This is a genomic window from Streptomyces sp. TN58 (assembly GCF_001941845.1).
GTDB lineage: Bacteria > Actinomycetota > Actinomycetes > Streptomycetales > Streptomycetaceae > Streptomyces.
In genome coordinates, this window is the sequence record NZ_CP018870.1 from 3,473,952 (window position 1) to 3,491,115 (window position 17,164).

The window sequence follows — 17,164 nt, forward strand, 5'->3', positions numbered from 1 at the left end:
GCGCCGGTAGACTTTGTGCTGGTCCGCCCGGCCGTACGCACGTCCTCGTGCCCCCGCGCTGGGCGGCGCAACCCGCGACCGGAGGAGTGCAGTGGCAGCCAAGGACGGGGCATCAGCACCCGGGAAGTCCGGCGCGAGCTCCAGGCACGACGCTCTCATGCGCGCCTCACTGAGCGCGGTCGCACCTGGTCAGCCACTGCGCGACGGCCTGGAGCGGATCGTCCGCGGCAACACCGGCGGCCTCATCGTCCTCGGCATGGACAAGGCCGTCGAGGCGATGTGCACGGGCGGCTTCGTCCTGGACGTGGAGTTCACCGCGACCCGGCTGCGCGAGCTGTGCAAGCTCGACGGCGCGCTCATCCTCGACAAGGACCTCACCAAGATCCTTCGGGCCGGAGTCCAGCTCGTGCCGGACGCCTCGATCCCCACGGAGGAGACCGGCACGCGCCACCGTACGGCCGACCGCGTCTCCAAGCAGTGCGGCTTCCCGGTGGTGTCGGTGTCGCAGTCGATGCGGCTGATCGCCCTGTACGTGGACGGGGAGCGGCGGGTCCTGGAGGAGTCCGGGGCGATCCTGTCGCGGGCGAACCAGGCGCTGGCCACGCTGGAGCGGTACAAGCTGCGCCTGGACGAGGTCGCGGGCACGCTGTCGGCGCTGGAGATCGAGGACCTGGTCACGGTGCGCGACGTGACGGCGGTCGCGCAGCGGCTGGAAATGGTCCGCCGGATCGCGACCGAGATCGCCGAGTACGTGGTCGAACTGGGCACGGACGGGCGACTGCTGTCCCTCCAGCTGGACGAGCTGACGGTGGGGATCGAGCAGGAACGGGAACTGGTCATCCGGGACTACGTGCCCGAGCCGACGGCGAAGCGTTCCCGCACGGTGGACGAGGCGCTGGCGGAGCTGGACGCCCTGACCCACCCGGAGCTGCTGGAACTGCCCATCGTGGCGCGGGCGTTGGGGTACACCGGCTCGCCCGAGACGCTGGACTCGGCGGTGTCGCCCCGCGGCTACCGGCTGCTGGCCAAGGTGCCGAGGCTGCCGGGCGCGATCATCGAACGGCTGGTGGAGCACTTCGGCGGCCTGCAGAAGCTGCTCGCCGCGAGCGTCGACGACCTGCAGACGGTGGACGGCGTGGGCGAGGCGCGGGCGCGGAGCGTGCGCGAGGGGCTGTCGCGGCTGGCGGAGTCGTCGATCCTGGAACGCTACGTCTAAGGGCTGTCCCGTAATCCCCGGCGGGCGCGCGGCGCCGGCTAAGGCGCCTCGCCACGTTGTCGGAAGCGCCCGCATACGCCCAGTATGAGGGCGCTCCTCCGCCTTGCGATGCACCGCATCCGACACCGCACGCTGATCCGCCAGGGATTACGGGACAGCCCTTAGCCTGCGGCTTTGCTCGGCGGACCGGGGTGGCTGGGCTGCCACTGCCGGGCTCCGCCCCGGACCCCGCGCCTCAAACGCCGACGGGGCTGAAAGTGCGCGGGGTCAGTCCTGCTTGAGGACGAACGAGGTGCGGGCGACCGGTAGGCCGGGGGCTTTGACTTCGACCACGTAGGTGTCCGGAGCGGCCGACCCCGCCGGAGGCGACTGGCACTGGTCGGCCGCGCTGAACCGGCGGTCCCACTCCAGTGCGTGCTTGGTCTCGCCCTGCGCCGGGAGGCGGAAGAAGGCGTTTCCCGCGCCCGTCGGGCAGTCCGCCGAGGACCACACCGCCTTGTTGCTGCTCGCCTGAAGGATGGTCAGGACGGCGTGCTTCGGGCCGAGATCGACCTTGCAGGTGGTTCCGGAGATGTTGCGGGCGATCAGTTCGAGGCGGGGCTTCTCGTTCGCCTCGTACTCGTTCTTGGCGCTCTTGACCTCCCACTGCAGCGCACTCGTCGCGCACGTGGGGAGCGGGGAGTCCGCGGGGACCGCCGCCGGGCCGGCCGCGCCGCCGGTGCCTGCGGAGCCCGAGCTGCCGCCCGCGCCCGCGCCGGTGCCCGGTTCGCCGTTCTTGCCCGAGCTGCCGCCGTCGGACCCGGCGGTCCCACCGCTTCCGGACTCGGGGCGCCCGCCGGGGGCGGCGCTGATGGCCGGTCCCGTGCCGGACGGGCCGGGGGTGATCGAGGTGACGGGGTCGGGGCGGCCCTCGCCCTTGCCGTTCGTACTCGTCTTCCCCCCGCCGGAACTGACGGTCCATACGGCGAGGAGCGCGAGGAGCGCGACGACGGACGCCAGCACAGCCCTCCGTCGCCAGTAGATGGAGGAGGGGAGCGGCCCGACCGGATTGCGCAGAGATCCCACGGAGGGAACTTTACGAGAGTTCGGGGCCCGATCAGCGCCCCACATGCCGCGCATCGGACTCGATTTGCCGATGATCATCCTGCGGGCCCCGGCGGAGGCGGAATGAACCGGCCAAAGGGCCGACGTGGACACCAATCCGCTTTTGTATACGTTCGGTGACCGGGACACCTCCGACGCCACGCCCGACCCCGAGGGCCGAAACGTGCCAGGATGCCGTATGCCATGACTGCATCCCCCTCCTCCTCCCGCGACCTGACCCCCGACGCACGTCCCGAGGCGTGTCCCGACCCCTCCCACGCGCTGCACTCCCCCGTCATCGCATGGTTCGAGCAGCACGCCCGCGACCTGCCCTGGCGCCGCCCCGAGGCCGGTCCGTGGGGCGTCATGGTCAGCGAGTTCATGCTCCAGCAGACCCCCGTCAGCCGGGTCCTGCCGGTCTACGAGCAGTGGATCGCCCGCTGGCCGCGCCCGGCCGACCTGGCCGCCGAGGCCCCCGGTGAGGCCGTACGGGCCTGGGGGCGGCTCGGCTACCCGCGGCGGGCCCTGCGGCTGCACGGCGCGGCCGCCGCGATAGCGGAGCGGCACGGGGGCGATGTCCCGCAGGAGCACGCGCAGCTCCTCGCACTGCCCGGGGTGGGCGAGTACACCGCCGCGGCGGTGGCGTCCTTCGCGTACGGGCAGCGGCACCCCGTCCTCGACACCAACGTCCGGCGGGTCTTCGCGCGCGCCGCCACCGGTGTCGAGTACCCGCCCAACGCGACGACGGCGGCCGAGCGGCGCCTGGCCCGCGAGCTGCTGCCGGCGGACGAGGCCACAGCGGCCCGCTGGGCGGCGGCCTCGATGGAACTCGGCGCGCTCGTGTGCACCGCGAAGAGTCCGGACTGCGTCCGCTGCCCGGTGGCCGGGCTGTGCGCGTGGCGGCTGGCGGGGAAGCCCGCGCACGAGGGGCCGCCGCGGCGCGGGCAGACGTACGCGGGGACCGACCGGCAGGTGCGGGGCAAGCTCCTGGCCGTCCTCCGGGAGGCGGTGGGGCCCGTCCCGCAGGCGGTTCTCGAAACGGTGTGGAACGAGCCGGTGCAGCGGGCGCGGGCGCTGGACGGGCTGGTCTCCGACGGGCTGGTGGAGCCTCTCGACGGCGGCCTCTACCGGCTCCCGCAGACCCGCCCGCAGTCCTGACCGCCGACGGACCGCCGACGGGCCGCCGAGGGGGGCAGGCGGTTCGGGCACGGTCCGTGCACCGGCCCGCCCCCGCCCGTAGCGGCGCCTGAGGCTGAGTCAGGCATTCCGCTTTTTGCCGTCAAATCCCAGCTCACAGGCGTTGTTACACAACCTATGGGTGTCCGTGCTCCCACCGAAGGCTGGCTCGCACAGGCCCGTGACAACCCCTCCGTAGCGTCGTCCCCGTAAGACAGCGGTGGAACGGTCGGACGGGAACGGAGGCGGTCTGAAATGGTGCAGGCGCATGGCGAGGTACTCGGGTTCGAGGAGTACGTACGCACCCGGCAGGACGCCCTCCTGCGCAGTGCCCGGCGCCTCGTCCCGGACCCCACCGACGCCCAGGACCTCCTCCAGACGGCCCTCGTGCGCACGTACGGCCGCTGGGACGGCATCGCCGACAAGTCCCTCGCCGACGCCTACCTCCGCCGGGTCATGATCAACACCCGTACCGAGTGGTGGCGCGCCCGCAAGCTCGAAGAGGTCCCCACCGAGCAGCTCCCCGACGCGTCCGTGGAGGACGGCTCCGACCAGCGCGCCGACCGCGCGCTGCTGATGGACATCCTCAAGGTGCTCGCGCCCAAGCAGCGCAGTGTGGTCGTCCTGCGACACTGGGAGCAGATGAGCACCGAGGAGACGGCCGCGGCGCTCGGGATGTCGGCGGGAACCGTGAAGAGCACTCTGCACCGCGCCCTGGCCCGCCTCCGGCAGGAGCTGGAGAGCCGGGACCTGGACATGCGTGCGCTGGAGCGCGGTGACCACACCATGCGGTACGAGGGGCGTGAGCGGTGCGCGGCCTGAACGGCCAAGATCTGAACGGCAGAAGTTCTCCCCCCGCCTTGCGCGGGCGGGGCAGTCTGGTGCTGGTGTCGGCGGGGACCATCGTCCTCGTCGGCATCGGCGTGTTCGCGGTCGGTTGCGCGACCGGCGGGACCGGCCTGCGCGACGGCGGCCCCGCCCGCAGCGACACGGTCGCCAGGACCGCTCCGTCCGGTTCCGCCCCCGACGGCTCCCCGGCGACGGCCTCGCCGTCCGGGACGCCCCTGAAGAAGGTCGACCCGGTCCGGCTGCTCATGGCCGACCCCAAGGTCGGGGCCGACGTCAAACGGGACCTCAAGCCCTGCACGGGCAAGGAGTACCCGGTGGACGTCAGCTACGGGAAGGTCACCGGGGGCCCGGTGGCCGACGTCGTCGTGAACGTCCTGTCCTGCGCGGACGCCCTGGGCCGCGGCACCTACGTGTACCGGGCGGACGGCGCCTCGTACGAGAATGTGTTCGCGGACGAACAGCCACCCGTCTACGCGGAGATCGACCGGGGCGACCTGGTGGTCACGAAGCAGGTCTACGGAAAGAGCGACGCGCTCGCCTATCCGTCGGGCGAGGACGTGATCACCTACCGCTGGGACGGGGAGCGGTTCACCGAGCAGGACCGGGTGCACTCGGAGTACAGCAACGTGGTCGACGGCGGCGTCCAGCCGGCCCCGGCCACGAGTCAGAAGAACTGAGCACTGAGCAAGAAGAACGAGGCGAGGCTTGCTGATGGCCGAGACCCATGTCCTGTTCGTGGAGGACGACGACGTCATCCGTGAGGCCACGACCCTGGCGCTGGAGCGCGACGGCTTCGCGGTCACGGCCATGCCCGACGGCCTGTCCGGCCTGGAGTCCTTCCGCGCGCGCCGGCCAGACATCGCCCTGCTGGACGTGATGGTCCCGGGCATGGACGGCGTGAGCCTGTGCCGGCGCATCCGCGACGAGTCCACCGTCCCCGTGATCATGCTGTCGGCGCGTGCCGACAGCATCGACGTGGTGCTGGGCCTGGAGGCGGGCGCCGACGACTACGTCACCAAGCCCTTCGACGGCTCCGTGCTCGTCGCCCGGATCCGCGCCGTGCTGCGCCGCTTCGACCACTCCGGCGGCGCGCAGAACGGCGCCGCGGGCGGCCACGACAATGGCACGGACGGCGAGCGCGGGGTGCTTTCCTTCGGTGACCTGGAGGTGGACACCGAGGGCATGGAGGTCCGCAGATCGGGCGCCAACGTGGCCCTGACGCCGACCGAGATGCGGCTGCTGCTGGAGTTCTCCTCCGCGCCCGGCACCGTCCTGTCCCGCGACCGGCTCCTGGAGCGGGTGTGGGACTACGACTGGGGCGGCGACACCCGCGTCGTGGACGTCCACGTCCAGCGCCTGCGCACCAAGATCGGACAGGACCGGATCGAAACGGTCCGAGGCTTCGGGTACAAGCTGAAACCATGAGACGGTTCACCCTCCGCACGGGGATCCGCTGGAAGATCACGCTCGCCATCGCCGCCGTGGGCGCCCTCGTCACGATCGCGCTGAGCCTGGTGGTGCACAGCGCCGCCCGCGTGTCGATGCTGGAGAGCGCGCGCGAAGTGCAGCTGGAGCGCGTGCAGTTCATCTCCCGCAACGCCGAAGCCGGGCGCAAGCCTCCCATGGGCGCCAAGCTCAACGACCCCGAACTGCCCTCCGAGCTGCGGCAGAAGGCGCAGTCGGGGCGGCGCGGCACCTACATCCAGGAGCGGCCCCACGGGCTGCCCGAGGTGTGGGCCGCCGTGCCCCTCGGCAACGGGCAGGTGCTGTCGCTGCACACGCCGTTCCGGGAGAGCGCCAACCTGCTTCCCGACCTCGACCGGGCCCTCGTCATCGGCGGGCTCGCCGCCGTCATCGCCGGATCGGCGCTCGGTGTCCTCATCGGCGGGCAGATCTCGCGCCGGCTGCGCAAGGCGGCCGCCGCCGCGCAGCGCGTCGCCCACGGGGATCCCGACGTACGGGTGCGGGACGCGGTCGGCGGTGTCGTCCGCGACGAGACGGACGATCTCGCGCGGGCCGTGGACGCCATGGCCGACGCCCTCCAGCAGCGGCTGGAGGCCGAGCAGCGGGTGACCGCGGACATCGCGCACGAGCTGCGGACCCCGGTGACCGGGCTGCTCACCGCCGCGGAACTGCTGCCCCCGGGCCGGCCGACGGAGCTGGTACGGGACCGGGCGCAGGCGCTGCGCGCCCTCGTCGAGGACGTGCTGGAGGTGGCGCGGCTGGACAGCGCCTCGGAGCGGGCGGAGCTCCAGGACGTGGCACTGGGCGAGTTCGTGAGCCGGCGCGTGAAGGTGCTGATGCCGGAGGCGACCGTGCGGATCGTCGCGGACGAGGTCGTCAGCACCGACCCGCGGCGGCTGGAGCGGATCCTGGGCAACCTGCTCGCCAACGCCGCCCGGTACGGCCGGCCGCCGGTCCAGGTCGACGTGGAGGGGCGGGTCGTACGGGTCCGCGACCACGGGCCCGGTTTCCCCGAGGCGCTGCTGCGCGAGGGGCCGAGCCGGTTCCGGACCGGGTCGACGGACCGTGCGGGTGTGGGGCACGGACTGGGTCTGACCATCGCGGAGGGTCAGGCGCGGGTGCTGGGCGCCCGGTTGACCTTCCGCAACGTGGCTGCTCCCGGCGTCCTGGACCGCTCGGCGACGGCCGAGGACACGCCCGTCGGGGCGGCGGCCGGGGCGGTCGCGGTGCTGTGGCTGCCGGAGCACGCGCCGACGGCGACGGGCAGCTTCCCGGTGCTGAAGCCGCCGCAGGGCTGACGGACGGGGACCGGGCCGTACCCGCCGGGGGGCGCGTGTCTTAGGCTCCCTGCCATGACCGACGGCACGAATCCCCCGAGCAGCCCGCAGCCCGAGCCCGCCCACGGCAGCGGCGGATACGGGTTCCCGCCGGGACCGCCCGCCCAGAGCGGTTACGGCTACCCGTCCGGAGGCGGCGGCTACGGCTACCCGCAGTCCGGGCAGCAGCCGAACCCCTACCAGCAGGACGCGCAGGGCCAGTCCTGGCAGCAGGACGCGGCACAGCCCTGGCAGCCGGCGCCCGCCCCCGGCCCGGCCCAGCCGGGCTTCACGCGCCTTGCCGGTCCGGAGATACCCGGTGCCTCGGAGCAGCCGGACTGGGAGGCCATGGCCGATCGCTCCGAGACCGCGCGGCGCAAGAAGAAGCGGTGGACGCTGATCGGCGGAGTGACCGCACTGGCGCTGCTGGCCGGCGGCGGAACGTTCTTCCTGCTGGCCGGCGACGGCGAGGGTCCCGACGGGGGGAACGCCCAGCCCTCACAGTCCGCCTCGCCCGAGCCGGGGGACTCCAAGTCGCCGGCCGCCTACACGGCCACCGTCGCGGGTGACGACACCCTGCTGCGCGACAGCTACGGCTCGATGGGCATCCGGCTGGGCCCCGACCTCAAGCTCGGCCCGCTGGGCAAGCGGTTCCAGGTGGTCGGCCGGGGCAACAGGAACTCGTGGGCACAGTCCGCCGAGCCGGTCGTGGACGTCACCAAGAGCTTCACGATCACGGCGCGCGCCTACAGCTCCGCGACCAAGGGCTCGCGGATCGTCATGAGCCAGGGAGACGGGGAGTCCTTCTCCTTCGAGCTCGGCGTGAACGAGGTGAACGGCAAGCAGGCGTGGATCTTCCGGGTGCAGACGGGCGACAAGGGCGCCGCGGCGACCACGAGGACCGTCACCGCCGAGGGGGTCCCCCTCTTCAAGAAGGCGACCCTGCTGATGGCGACGTACGACGCGGAGAAGAAGAACATCGCCCTCTACGTGGACGGCAAGAAGGCCGGTGAGACCGAGGTGCCGCCCATCTGGCAGGCTCCCGGCCCGCTCCAGCTCGGCCGGTCCAAGCACCACAACATCTGGACGGGTCCGTGGCAGGGCGCGCTGCACAACATCAAGGTGTACAACGCGGCGTTCTCGGCGGAGCAGGCCGCGGCGTACAAGGAGGGCAAGCTCGGCCCCGCGCCGAAGCCGACCCACGCCTGGCTGCTGACCTGACCCGCCGGTCCGCCGGAGACGGAACCGGGTTCGGAACACGACGACGCCGACCGGCCACAGGGCCGGTCGGCGTCGGTCAGGGTGCTGGTGGCGCAGATCAGATGCTGACGCCGTTGGTGCGCAGGAAGGCCACCGGGTTGAGAGCCGAGCCGTAGTTCGGGGTGGTGCGGATCTCGAAGTGCAGGTGCGGGCCGCTGGAGTTGCCGGTGTTGCCCGACAGCGCGATGCGCTGCTTGACGGAGACCTTCTGGCCCACCTTGACGTTGATCTTCGACAGGTGCGCGTACTGGGAGTACTTGTTGTTCGCGTGCTTGATCACGACGGCGTTGCCGTAGGCGGGGCCGTCGCCGCCGCCGTTGGGGCCGGCCTTGACGACCACGCCGGCGGCCACGGCCTTGACCGGGGTGCCGACCGGGACGGCGAAGTCCTGGCCGGAGTGCTTGCGGGCCCACATGCTGCCGCCCTTGCCAAAGGTCGCGGACAGCGTGTACTTCTCCAGCGGCTTGTCCCAGAGGCCGGCCTTCTTCGCCGCCGCGGCGACGTCGGCGGTGGCGGCCGCGGGAGCCGTCTGCGGGGCGTCGGCGAAGGCGGCGGTCGTCCCGGCCCCGAGAGCCAGCACAGCACCGAGGGTTGCGCCGACGGTGATACGGGTAGAACGGGTGATGACGCGCTTCGCGGACATAGAGCAGACCTCCGGGGCCGGGGACGTGGGCGATCACGCCCGTCTCGGGCATGAAGTGACCCGGCACGTTCAGCCATGTGCCGGGTTGGCTCATCTTTGGTAACCCGAATGCCCGGAGTTCCCCAAACGTCCCCGTTTACTACCGGGGCTCGTAGCGGCGCAGGGGTGACGTGGCCCGTTGACGGGGTTCACCAGGGCGGAAGCCCCCTCCGCAGCGCCCTTTCGATCTACGAAACCCCCTAGTATGTCCGATATATCCTGTGCCCCTTGTCACCGATCCCGGGCCGGCACGGCCGCGCCCAACTCCCCCCAACGTGACCGCCGCCACCACGGGCACGCACGCCCTCACGAGCCGGCGACAAGCGCCCCGGAGGCGAACCGAGGCCTCCACACAAAAAAAGGGGCGGCCCCGGGACCAAGTCCCGGGGCCGCCCCTTTTACCGCTCAGTCGCGCTTACGCGCCCTTCTGGAGGTCCGGGCCGGAGCCCGTGGCCTCGATCGGGGGGAGGTCGGGCAGGGCCGACTTCTCCTCGCCGCGGAAGGTGAACTTGGCTTCCTCGCCCTCACCCTCCTTGCCGACGACCACGATGTGGCCGGGGCGCAGCTCGCCGAAGAGGATCTTCTCCGACAGCACGTCCTCGATCTCGCGCTGGATGGTCCGGCGCAGCGGCCGGGCACCCAGGATCGGGTCGTAGCCGCGCTTGGCGAGCAGGAGCTTGGCGTCGCCGCTCAGCTCGATGCCCATGTCGCGGTCCTTCAGGCGCTCGTCGACCTTGGCGATCATCAGGTCGACGATCTGGATGATGTCTTCCTCGGTGAGCTGGTGGAAGACGACCGTGTCGTCGACACGGTTCAGGAACTCGGGCCGGAAGTGCTGCTTGAGCTCTTCGTTGACCTTCGCCTTCATCCGGTCGTAGCCGGTCTTGGTGTCGCCCTGCGCCGCGAAGCCCAGGTTGAAGCCCTTGGAGATGTCCCGGGTGCCCAGGTTGGTCGTCATGATGATGACCGTGTTCTTGAAGTCCACGACCCGGCCCTGGGAGTCGGTCAGGCGACCGTCCTCCAGGATCTGGAGAAGGGAATTGAAGATATCCGGGTGGGCCTTCTCGACCTCGTCGAAGAGGACGACGGAGAACGGCTTGCGGCGCACCTTCTCGGTGAGCTGGCCGCCCTCTTCGTAGCCCACGTATCCGGGGGGCGAACCGAAGAGGCGGGAAACCGTGTGCTTCTCGCTGAACTCCGACATGTCGAGGGAGATCAGCGCGTCCTCGTCACCGAAGAGGAATTCGGCGAGCGTCTTGGAGAGCTCGGTCTTACCGACGCCGGACGGGCCGGCGAAGATGAACGAGCCACCCGGGCGCTTCGGGTCCTTCAGACCCGCACGGGTACGGCGGATGGCCTGGGAGAGCGCCTTGATGGCGTCCTTCTGGCCGATGACGCGGCGGTGGAGTTCGTCCTCCATGCGGAGCAGTCGCGAGGACTCCTCCTCGGTGAGCTTGAAGACGGGAATGCCGGTCGCGGTCGCGAGGACCTCGGCGATGAGCTCGCCGTCGACCTCGGCGACGACGTCCATGTCGCCGGCCTTCCATTCCTTCTCGCGCTTGGTCTTCGACGCCAGCAGCTGCTTCTCCTTGTCGCGGAGAGACGCCGCCTTCTCGAAGTCCTGGGAGTCGATGGCCGACTCCTTGTCCCGGCGGACGGCCGCGATCTTCTCGTCGAACTCGCGGAGGTCCGGCGGCGCGGTCATCCGGCGGATGCGCATCCGGGAGCCGGCCTCGTCGATCAGGTCGATCGCCTTGTCCGGGAGGAAGCGGTCCGAGATGTACCGGTCGGCCAGCGTCGCCGCCTGGACGAGGGCCTCGTCCGTGATGGAGACGCGGTGGTGGGCCTCGTAGCGGTCGCGCAGGCCCTTGAGGATCTCGATCGTGTGGGGGAGGGAAGGCTCCGCCACCTGGATCGGCTGGAAGCGGCGCTCAAGGGCCGCGTCCTTCTCAAGGTGCTTGCGGTACTCGTCGAGCGTCGTGGCACCGATGGTCTGGAGTTCACCACGGGCCAGCATGGGCTTGAGGATGCTGGCGGCGTCGATCGCGCCCTCGGCGGCGCCCGCACCCACGAGGGTGTGGAGCTCGTCGATGAACAGGATGATGTCGCCGCGGGTGCGGATCTCCTTGAGCACCTTCTTCAGGCGCTCTTCGAAGTCACCGCGGTAGCGGGAGCCGGCGACCAGGGCACCGAGGTCAAGCGTGTAGAGGTGCTTGTCCTTGAGGGTCTCGGGGACCTCGCCCTTGACGATCGCCTGCGCCAGGCCCTCGACGACGGCGGTCTTGCCGACGCCGGGCTCGCCGATGAGGACCGGGTTGTTCTTGGTGCGGCGGGACAGCACCTGCATGACCCGCTCGATCTCCTTCTCGCGCCCGATGACCGGGTCGAGCTTGGATTCGCGGGCCGCCTGGGTTAGGTTGCGGCCGAACTGGTCCAGGACGAGCGAGGTCGAGGGCGTGCCCTCGGCCGGGCCGCCGGCCGTGGCCGACTCCTTGCCCCCGCCGGTGTAGCCGGAGAGCAGCTGGATGACCTGCTGCCGGACTCGGTTGAGATCGGCGCCCAGCTTCACGAGGACCTGGGCGGCGACGCCCTCGCCCTCGCGGATCAGGCCGAGCAGGATGTGCTCGGTGCCGATGTAGTTGTGGCCGAGCTGGAGGGCCTCTCGGAGCGAAAGCTCCAGGACCTTCTTCGCCCGCGGGGTGAAGGGGATGTGGCCGGACGGGGCCTGCTGGCCCTGGCCGATGATCTCCTCAACCTGCTGGCGAACAGCCTCGAGCGAAATCCCGAGGCTCTCCAGGGCCTTAGCGGCGACACCCTCACCCTCGTGGATCAAGCCCAGGAGGATGTGCTCGGTGCCGATGTAGTTGTGGTTGAGCATCCGGGCTTCTTCCTGAGCCAGGACGACAACCCGCCGCGCGCGGTCGGTGAACCTCTCGAACATCGTTTATCGCTCCTCAGAGCGGTCGGGCAGTTCGGGGTCGGTCCCCGCCCTGTCCTTCCGCATGCTAGTCCCGTGGGGCGGGACAGCTCATTCCAACTGCCGACATCCGTCCACGGCTCACCCCTGCGTCAGCGGGAAAACCGGCTTGAAGAGCCGACAACTGCTCCAACTCGATGGTGCGAGACGATGTTCCCGCAGGCCAGGCAGATACCCGTCATGCGTGTACGCCGACGGCGAACGGAAGCCGGTCAAATCAGCGTGTCGCCCCGATCCACTAGGAATGTCTTACCCGTAAGGGCTGACACTCCATGCCCGTGACGCCGGTTCCCTCCGCTGAGGGCGAACAGAGTTCCGTCTCGAATCCGGGACCCGGCCACCATGGAGGTTTACGTTCCGCACATCTGCGAGCGCGGAACGTGACGCCTACCGTAACCCCCGCGCGATTCCGCAGTTGCTCCGGGTATGGCCGCAACCGTCCTGCCGACCGTCCCGCCGCCCCGCGTCGCGCCGCCCGAGGAGGACGCGTACGCCGCCTGGTACGGGAGGGTGCTCGGCTGGACCGTCACGGGCGGGCCCCCGGTCCAGCTGGTGACCGGGATCGGCTTCGACGTGCTGGAGCTGCCGTCGGACGCCGGTACGGCGCTGTTGCGCCGGCCGGTCGCCACGGGTCCGGTGGCCGTGATGGGGCGCCGGATGCGCTTCCTGGTGGCCCCGGGGAGCGCGGACGAGCTCGACGGGCTGCTCGACTGGCTGGACTGGGGCGGGGTCGCCCTGGATCTGTCCGCCCTGGGTGCGGGCGGGCGGATCACCGCCCCGGCTCCCCCGGGGCTGCCTCCGGGAGGAAGCCCTCGGGGGGCCGCCGTGTGGCTGCGACCCCCCGAGCAGGGGTGTGAGGCACTGCTGCCGGCCCTGCCCGGCCCCGGGCGGGCCGCAGGGCCCGCTCTCGGGCCCGATCTCGTACGCCTGGTCGCGGCGGCGGCGACGGAATGCCACCGGGCGCGGCTGCGGCGGCGTACGGGCGGGGTCCGTCAGCCCTTGGCCTTCTCGTAGGCCTCACGGATCTCGGCCGGGACGCGGCCGCGGTCGTTCACGTTGTAGCCGTTCTCCTTCGCCCACGCGCGGATCTCGGCGGTGTCCGGGTTGCCGGTCGCCGCGGCGCGGCCCTTGGCACGGGCCGCGGTGGCACGGCCACCGGTGCGGCGGCCGCCCTTGGTGTACGGGTCGAGCAGACCGCGGAGCTTTTCAGCGTTGGCGGTGGTGAGGTCGATCTCGTAGGTCTTGCCATCCAGAGCGAACGTCACCGTCTCGTCCGCCTCGCCACCGTCGAGGTCGTCGACAAGAAGGACCTGAACCTTCTGTGCCACCGGGATTTCCTTTCATCGAAAAGCAGTACGCGGAAAGGAAACCGCTTTTGCCTGGAAAACACAAACCCCCCGGGAGAGGTTCGAGACGGCAACGAGGCGGGAAACGTGCGCGATTCGGACATAGGCCACAGGTGTGCGGAGGGCCGGAAAAGCTGGGGCCATCGATCAGAGGTGCAGAAGCATCCGGCTGTTGCCCAAGGTGTTCGGCTTCACTCGTTCGAGACCGAGGAACTCGGCGACACCCTCGTCATAGGAACGCAAGAGCTCCATGTAGACATCGGTGTCGACGGGGGTCTCACCGATCTCGACGAAGCCGTGCTTCGCGAAGAACTCGACTTCGAAGGTCAGGCAGAAAACCCGGCTCACCCCGAGGGCGCGGGCCGTGCTCAACAACTGCTGGAGCACCCGATGGCCGACGCCGGCGCCCTTCAGGTCGCGGTCGACGGCGAGAGTGCGCACTTCGGCGAGGTCTTCCCACATCACGTGGAGTGCGCCGCAGCCCACCACCTGTGCGTCGGAGTCGCGTTCCGCGACCCAGAACTCCTGGATGTCCTCGTAAAGGACGACCGGCGCTTTGTCGAGCAGGATCCGCTGCTGCACGTACTGGTCGAGGAGGCGGCGCAGCGCGGGAACATCGCGTGTGCGGGCACGGCGGATCGTCACTGTTTCTGCGTGTGCAGAGGAAAACTCTCCCATGGCTGCGGACGCTATCGCTCCGGCGGCCCCGGGTGCCCGGCGGACCGCCTGTCGGCCTGCGGTGGCGCCTGCGGTTCCGGGGAACGCTACGGGGAAGGCTCGCCGGAAGGCGGGGAGGGGGGTTCCGCGGGCGCTTCGGGGCGGGGTTCGACGCGGGGTTCCGCGGGGATGTCGGCGGCGGCCTCGTCGTCGTACTGGACGACCCGGACGGCGTCGCGGAGGGCTTCGCGCTGTTCCGCGGACATCATGCCGAAGAAGGCGACGAGAGCGGCGGCGGGGTTGTCGCTCGTCGACCAGGCTTCGTTCATCAGTGCGGCCGAGTAGGCGGCGCGGGTGGAGACCGCCGTATATCGATAGGCGCGGCCTTCGGCCTCCCGGCGGACCCAGCCCTTCTGATGGAGATTGTCCATAACGGTCATGACCGTGGTGTACGCGATGGACCGTTCCTGCTGGAGGTCTTCCAGGACTTCCCGAACGGTGACCGGGCGGTTCCACTGCCACACCCGCGTCATGACGGCGTCTTCGAGTTCTCCCAAGGGGCGAGGCACAACAGCACGATAGTGCGGCTTGTGCGGAATTGCCCGACTATTCACCCGGCCACGCGCAACAAAATCGGGCGCGCGGCCCCTACGGCCGCGCACCCGCGCGGAGAGTCCCGGCTTAGTTCTGCTGCTGGCGGGCGGCTTCGGCCCGGGCGATCACGGCGTCGACGGCCGCGTCCTCCTTGGACTTGTTGGAGCCGCCCTGGCTCTTCACGATCGTCACGACGAGGGCGATGAAGAACGCGGCCATCACGAAGGGGGGCACGAGCGCGGAGACGTAGTCCATGCCCCCAGCGTAGCCACTCGGGCCCGGGCCGGTCCGGGCGGCCCGGGCCCGTTCACACGACGGCGAACCCGGACGCCGGGGGCGGCGTGGGCTTGCGGCGGGGCGGGAAGACCTCGCCGGGGGTCGGCACCGGCCGCTCGGGGCGGGGGCGCTCCTTGGGTGCGGGCGCCGGCCGCGGCGGCTCCTCGCGGCCGCCCGCCAGGGTCAGGCGGCGGCTGCGCGGCGCGGGATTCGCGGTCAGGCGGCGCCGCACGGAGCGCTCCGCGACGGCCCGGGCCCGCTCCAGCAGCGCGGCGGCGGCCGGGTTGGCGCGGAGCGCGCGCAGGGCGGCGAGGTCGTCGGGGGCCGGCTCGTAGCCCGCGGCGAGGGCTTCTCGGAGCAGTTCCAGGTAGCCCGGGAGGCTGCCGGGCAGGGCGCCGCGGTAGCGGGCCAGGTCGTCGAGCAGGAAGGCTCTGAGCCGGCCCGCCTCCCGGACGGCTTCGTCCACCGACTGCGCGAGGCGCAGGCAGTCCTGGACCTCCTCGGCCCCCAGGGGCGCCGAGGAGGACTGGAGGGCGTGGGCGAGGGAACGCCTGAGCACGTGCAGCTCGGCGGCGCTGAACGCCATGCCGCCGCAGGATCCGTAGGGCGTGGGCATGGGCCGAAGATACGCGCTAATCGGACAAAATCCCCTCAGGAGGGGCGAGTGCGGCGCGGCGCGGATCCGCGCGCGCCTGGCCTCAGCCGGTCTCCTCAGCCGGTCTCCTTGACCGCCCGCAGGAAGTCCGCCCAGGCGGCCTGGGTCGTGGCCAGAACCAGGTGGGCGGGGTCGACCCGGTCGGCGACCTTGACGAGGGCTCCGGGGGTGACGGCGACGTAGACGCAGGCGTCGCCGGCGCCGCAGAACGAGGACTTCCGCCACGCGGGCTGAGTGGTCATGGTGTCTCCTCCGGGCACGGTGGCCGGTGATTGCGGTCAAGGGACGGTAACTCCCCAGCCGGTCCGTACCGGCGACTTTCACGCAATTCGGCGTTTCGCCGCCTCGTCCCGGGGGTGCGGGTGGTAAACGCCACAGCCGCCCCGGGCGGGTCGGCGGGGCCGGTCCGGGCCCCGCCGGGGCGGCGTCAGATGCGGGCCGCGAAGGCCGCGACGGCGTCGTGCACGTCGGCTTCGGTCCAGGACAGGCCCGGCTCCGTGACCTCCAGCTCGGTGACCGCGAGGCCCGGCGGCCCCCCGGCCGACCAGCGGCGGAAGAGGACCGTGCCCGTCTCCTCCGCCTGCCGCAGGCCCGCGTCCGTCAGCCGGTCCGGGTCGTGGGGCAGCCACACCTGGAACTGGTGGGTGTGCGGTTCCCCGGGGTGGACGCGCGACCACGGGACGCCGGACTTCGCCAGGGCCTCGCGCAGCGCCCCGGCCACCATCCGCGCCTGGGCCACGTACGACGGCAGCCGCGGCAGCTCCCGCTCCAGGCCGGCCAGCGCGGACAGGGCCTGCGGGAACTGCCGGAAGATCCGGCCGCCGTAGCGGTGGCGCCAGACCCTGGCCTCCTCCACGAACTCCCGCGTCCCGGCCAGGGCCGCCCCGCTCAGGCCGCCCAGCGACTTGTAGAACGAGACGTACACGGAGTCCGCGAGCCCGGCGATCTCCGGCAGCGGACGGCCGAAGTGCACGGTGGACTCCCACAGCCGGGCCCCGTCGAAGTGGATCGCCGCCTCCCGTTCGCGACCCGCCTCCACCAGCGCCTCCAGCTCCTCCCAGGAGGGCAGCATGAATCCCGCCTCGCGCAGCGGCAGCTCCAGCATCAGCGTGCCGAAGGGCTCCGCGACGGACGCGACCTCGTCCGCGGTCGGCTGGCGCGCCTCGGTCGTCGGGTGGACGACCCGCAGCCCGGAGACCGTCGACAGGGCGTCGCCCTCCCACATCTCCGGATGGCTCATCGGGTGCAGCGCCACCACCGGGTTCCCGGTCCGGCCCGCCCAGCAGCGCAGGGCGATCTGCTGCGCCATCGTGCCGCTGGGGAAGAACGCCGCGTCCTGTGTCCCGAGCAGCTCCGCGACCCGCCGCTCCAGCTCCTCCACGATCCCGTCGCCGTAGACGTCGGCGGGTGCGTCCATGTCGTACGGGGCTTCGGCGAGCCGCGCCAGTGCCGCGCCGAGCGTGGCCTCGCGCGGGCCGCGCGTCAGCGTCCGCCGCGCCGCCCGCCATGCCGCCACAAGCCGCTCGTCGCGGTCCGTCTCCTCGTTCACGTCGCTCATGACCGCTGATCCTCGCTCCTCGTCCCCGACCGGCCAAGGGGGTGTCGTCGAAGTG

At 71.4% G+C, this 17,164-nt stretch carries 18 protein-coding genes; 8 read left to right on the forward strand and 10 right to left on the reverse strand.

The features are described 5' to 3' along the window. Nucleotides 1-91: 91 nt before the first annotated feature. Entirely contained in the window at nt 92-1,216 is a 1,125-nt protein-coding gene (gene disA / locus BSL84_RS15730; protein ID WP_030030049.1) for a DNA integrity scanning diadenylate cyclase DisA, read from the forward strand. A gap of 267 nt (nt 1,217-1,483) precedes the next feature. Here disA and BSL84_RS15735 read toward each other — a convergent pair whose 3' ends face one another. Further along, nucleotides 1,484-2,281 carry a hypothetical protein gene (locus tag BSL84_RS15735; RefSeq protein ID WP_075970573.1) on the reverse strand — a complete coding sequence of 266 codons (798 nt, stop codon included), beginning with the start codon at nt 2,279-2,281 and terminating at the stop codon, nt 1,484-1,486. 222 nt (nt 2,282-2,503) lie between these two features. Between BSL84_RS15735 and BSL84_RS15740 the strand changes: the two genes are divergently transcribed. From BSL84_RS15740 to BSL84_RS37480, 6 genes are all read left to right on the forward strand, one after another. Then, entirely contained in the window at nt 2,504-3,457 is a 954-nt protein-coding gene (locus BSL84_RS15740; RefSeq protein WP_075970574.1) for an A/G-specific adenine glycosylase, read from the forward strand. A gap of 273 nt (nt 3,458-3,730) precedes the next feature. Beyond that, nucleotides 3,731-4,297 carry a SigE family RNA polymerase sigma factor gene (locus BSL84_RS15745; protein ID WP_030027405.1) on the forward strand — a complete coding sequence of 189 codons (567 nt, stop codon included), beginning with the start codon at nt 3,731-3,733 and terminating at the stop codon, nt 4,295-4,297. Between the two features lie 62 nt (nt 4,298-4,359). Beyond that, a complete protein-coding gene (locus BSL84_RS15750; protein WP_234363626.1) occupies nt 4,360-5,001 on the forward strand; it encodes a hypothetical protein in 642 nt (213 codons plus the stop codon). 31 nt (nt 5,002-5,032) lie between these two features. Further along, nucleotides 5,033-5,749 carry a two-component system response regulator CseB gene (gene cseB / locus BSL84_RS15755; protein ID WP_199838790.1) on the forward strand — a complete coding sequence of 239 codons (717 nt, stop codon included), beginning with the start codon at nt 5,033-5,035 and terminating at the stop codon, nt 5,747-5,749. Next, complete coding sequence (gene cseC, locus BSL84_RS15760; protein WP_075970575.1) at nt 5,746-7,086, forward strand: two-component system sensor histidine kinase CseC; 1,341 nt, start codon at nt 5,746-5,748, stop codon at nt 7,084-7,086. Before cseB ends, cseC begins: the two co-directional genes overlap by 4 nt. Nucleotides 7,087-7,140: 54 nt before the next feature. Next, nucleotides 7,141-8,325, forward strand: a complete 1,185-nt coding sequence (locus tag BSL84_RS37480) for a LamG-like jellyroll fold domain-containing protein (protein WP_075970576.1) — start codon at nt 7,141-7,143, stop codon at nt 8,323-8,325. A gap of 97 nt (nt 8,326-8,422) precedes the next feature. Here BSL84_RS37480 and BSL84_RS15770 read toward each other — a convergent pair whose 3' ends face one another. Together BSL84_RS15770 and BSL84_RS15775 are read right to left on the reverse strand one after the other, a co-directional pair. Further along, complete coding sequence (locus tag BSL84_RS15770) at nt 8,423-9,007, reverse strand: M23 family metallopeptidase (RefSeq protein ID WP_030027399.1); 585 nt, start codon at nt 9,005-9,007, stop codon at nt 8,423-8,425. 454 nt (nt 9,008-9,461) lie between these two features. Then, nucleotides 9,462-11,987 carry an ATP-dependent Clp protease ATP-binding subunit gene (locus BSL84_RS15775; RefSeq protein WP_030027398.1) on the reverse strand — a complete coding sequence of 842 codons (2,526 nt, stop codon included), beginning with the start codon at nt 11,985-11,987 and terminating at the stop codon, nt 9,462-9,464. 462 nt (nt 11,988-12,449) lie between these two features. Between BSL84_RS15775 and BSL84_RS15780 the strand changes: the two genes are divergently transcribed. Continuing rightward, nucleotides 12,450-13,037, forward strand: coding sequence for an SCO3374 family protein (locus tag BSL84_RS15780; protein ID WP_075970577.1), 588 nt, complete (start codon nt 12,450-12,452; stop codon nt 13,035-13,037). Here BSL84_RS15780 and BSL84_RS15785 read toward each other — a convergent pair. The 7 genes from BSL84_RS15785 to BSL84_RS15810 form a co-directional block, all read right to left on the reverse strand. After that, complete coding sequence (locus BSL84_RS15785; RefSeq protein WP_030027396.1) at nt 13,016-13,351, reverse strand: histone-like nucleoid-structuring protein Lsr2; 336 nt, start codon at nt 13,349-13,351, stop codon at nt 13,016-13,018. The two genes, BSL84_RS15780 and BSL84_RS15785, sit on opposite strands and share 22 nt — an antisense overlap. Before the next feature lie 165 nt (nt 13,352-13,516). After that, nucleotides 13,517-14,047, reverse strand: a complete 531-nt coding sequence (locus tag BSL84_RS15790; protein ID WP_030027395.1) for an amino-acid N-acetyltransferase — start codon at nt 14,045-14,047, stop codon at nt 13,517-13,519. A gap of 86 nt (nt 14,048-14,133) precedes the next feature. Continuing rightward, nucleotides 14,134-14,595 (reverse strand): BlaI/MecI/CopY family transcriptional regulator, encoded by a 462-nt coding sequence (locus BSL84_RS15795; protein ID WP_234308579.1) that lies wholly within the window; start codon nt 14,593-14,595, stop codon nt 14,134-14,136. 112 nt (nt 14,596-14,707) lie between these two features. After that, a complete protein-coding gene (locus BSL84_RS36530; protein WP_030027391.1) occupies nt 14,708-14,875 on the reverse strand; it encodes a hypothetical protein in 168 nt (55 codons plus the stop codon). 52 nt (nt 14,876-14,927) lie between these two features. Further along, a complete protein-coding gene (locus BSL84_RS15800; protein WP_075970579.1) occupies nt 14,928-15,512 on the reverse strand; it encodes a hypothetical protein in 585 nt (194 codons plus the stop codon). A gap of 95 nt (nt 15,513-15,607) precedes the next feature. After that, nucleotides 15,608-15,793, reverse strand: a complete 186-nt coding sequence (locus tag BSL84_RS15805; RefSeq protein WP_030032753.1) for a DUF397 domain-containing protein — start codon at nt 15,791-15,793, stop codon at nt 15,608-15,610. 185 nt (nt 15,794-15,978) lie between these two features. After that, the gene (locus BSL84_RS15810) at nt 15,979-17,109 is read right to left on the reverse strand and encodes a threonine aldolase family protein (protein WP_075970580.1); all 1,131 of its coding nucleotides are present in this window, start codon (nt 17,107-17,109) and stop codon (nt 15,979-15,981) included. Nucleotides 17,110-17,164: the final 55 nt, after the last annotated feature.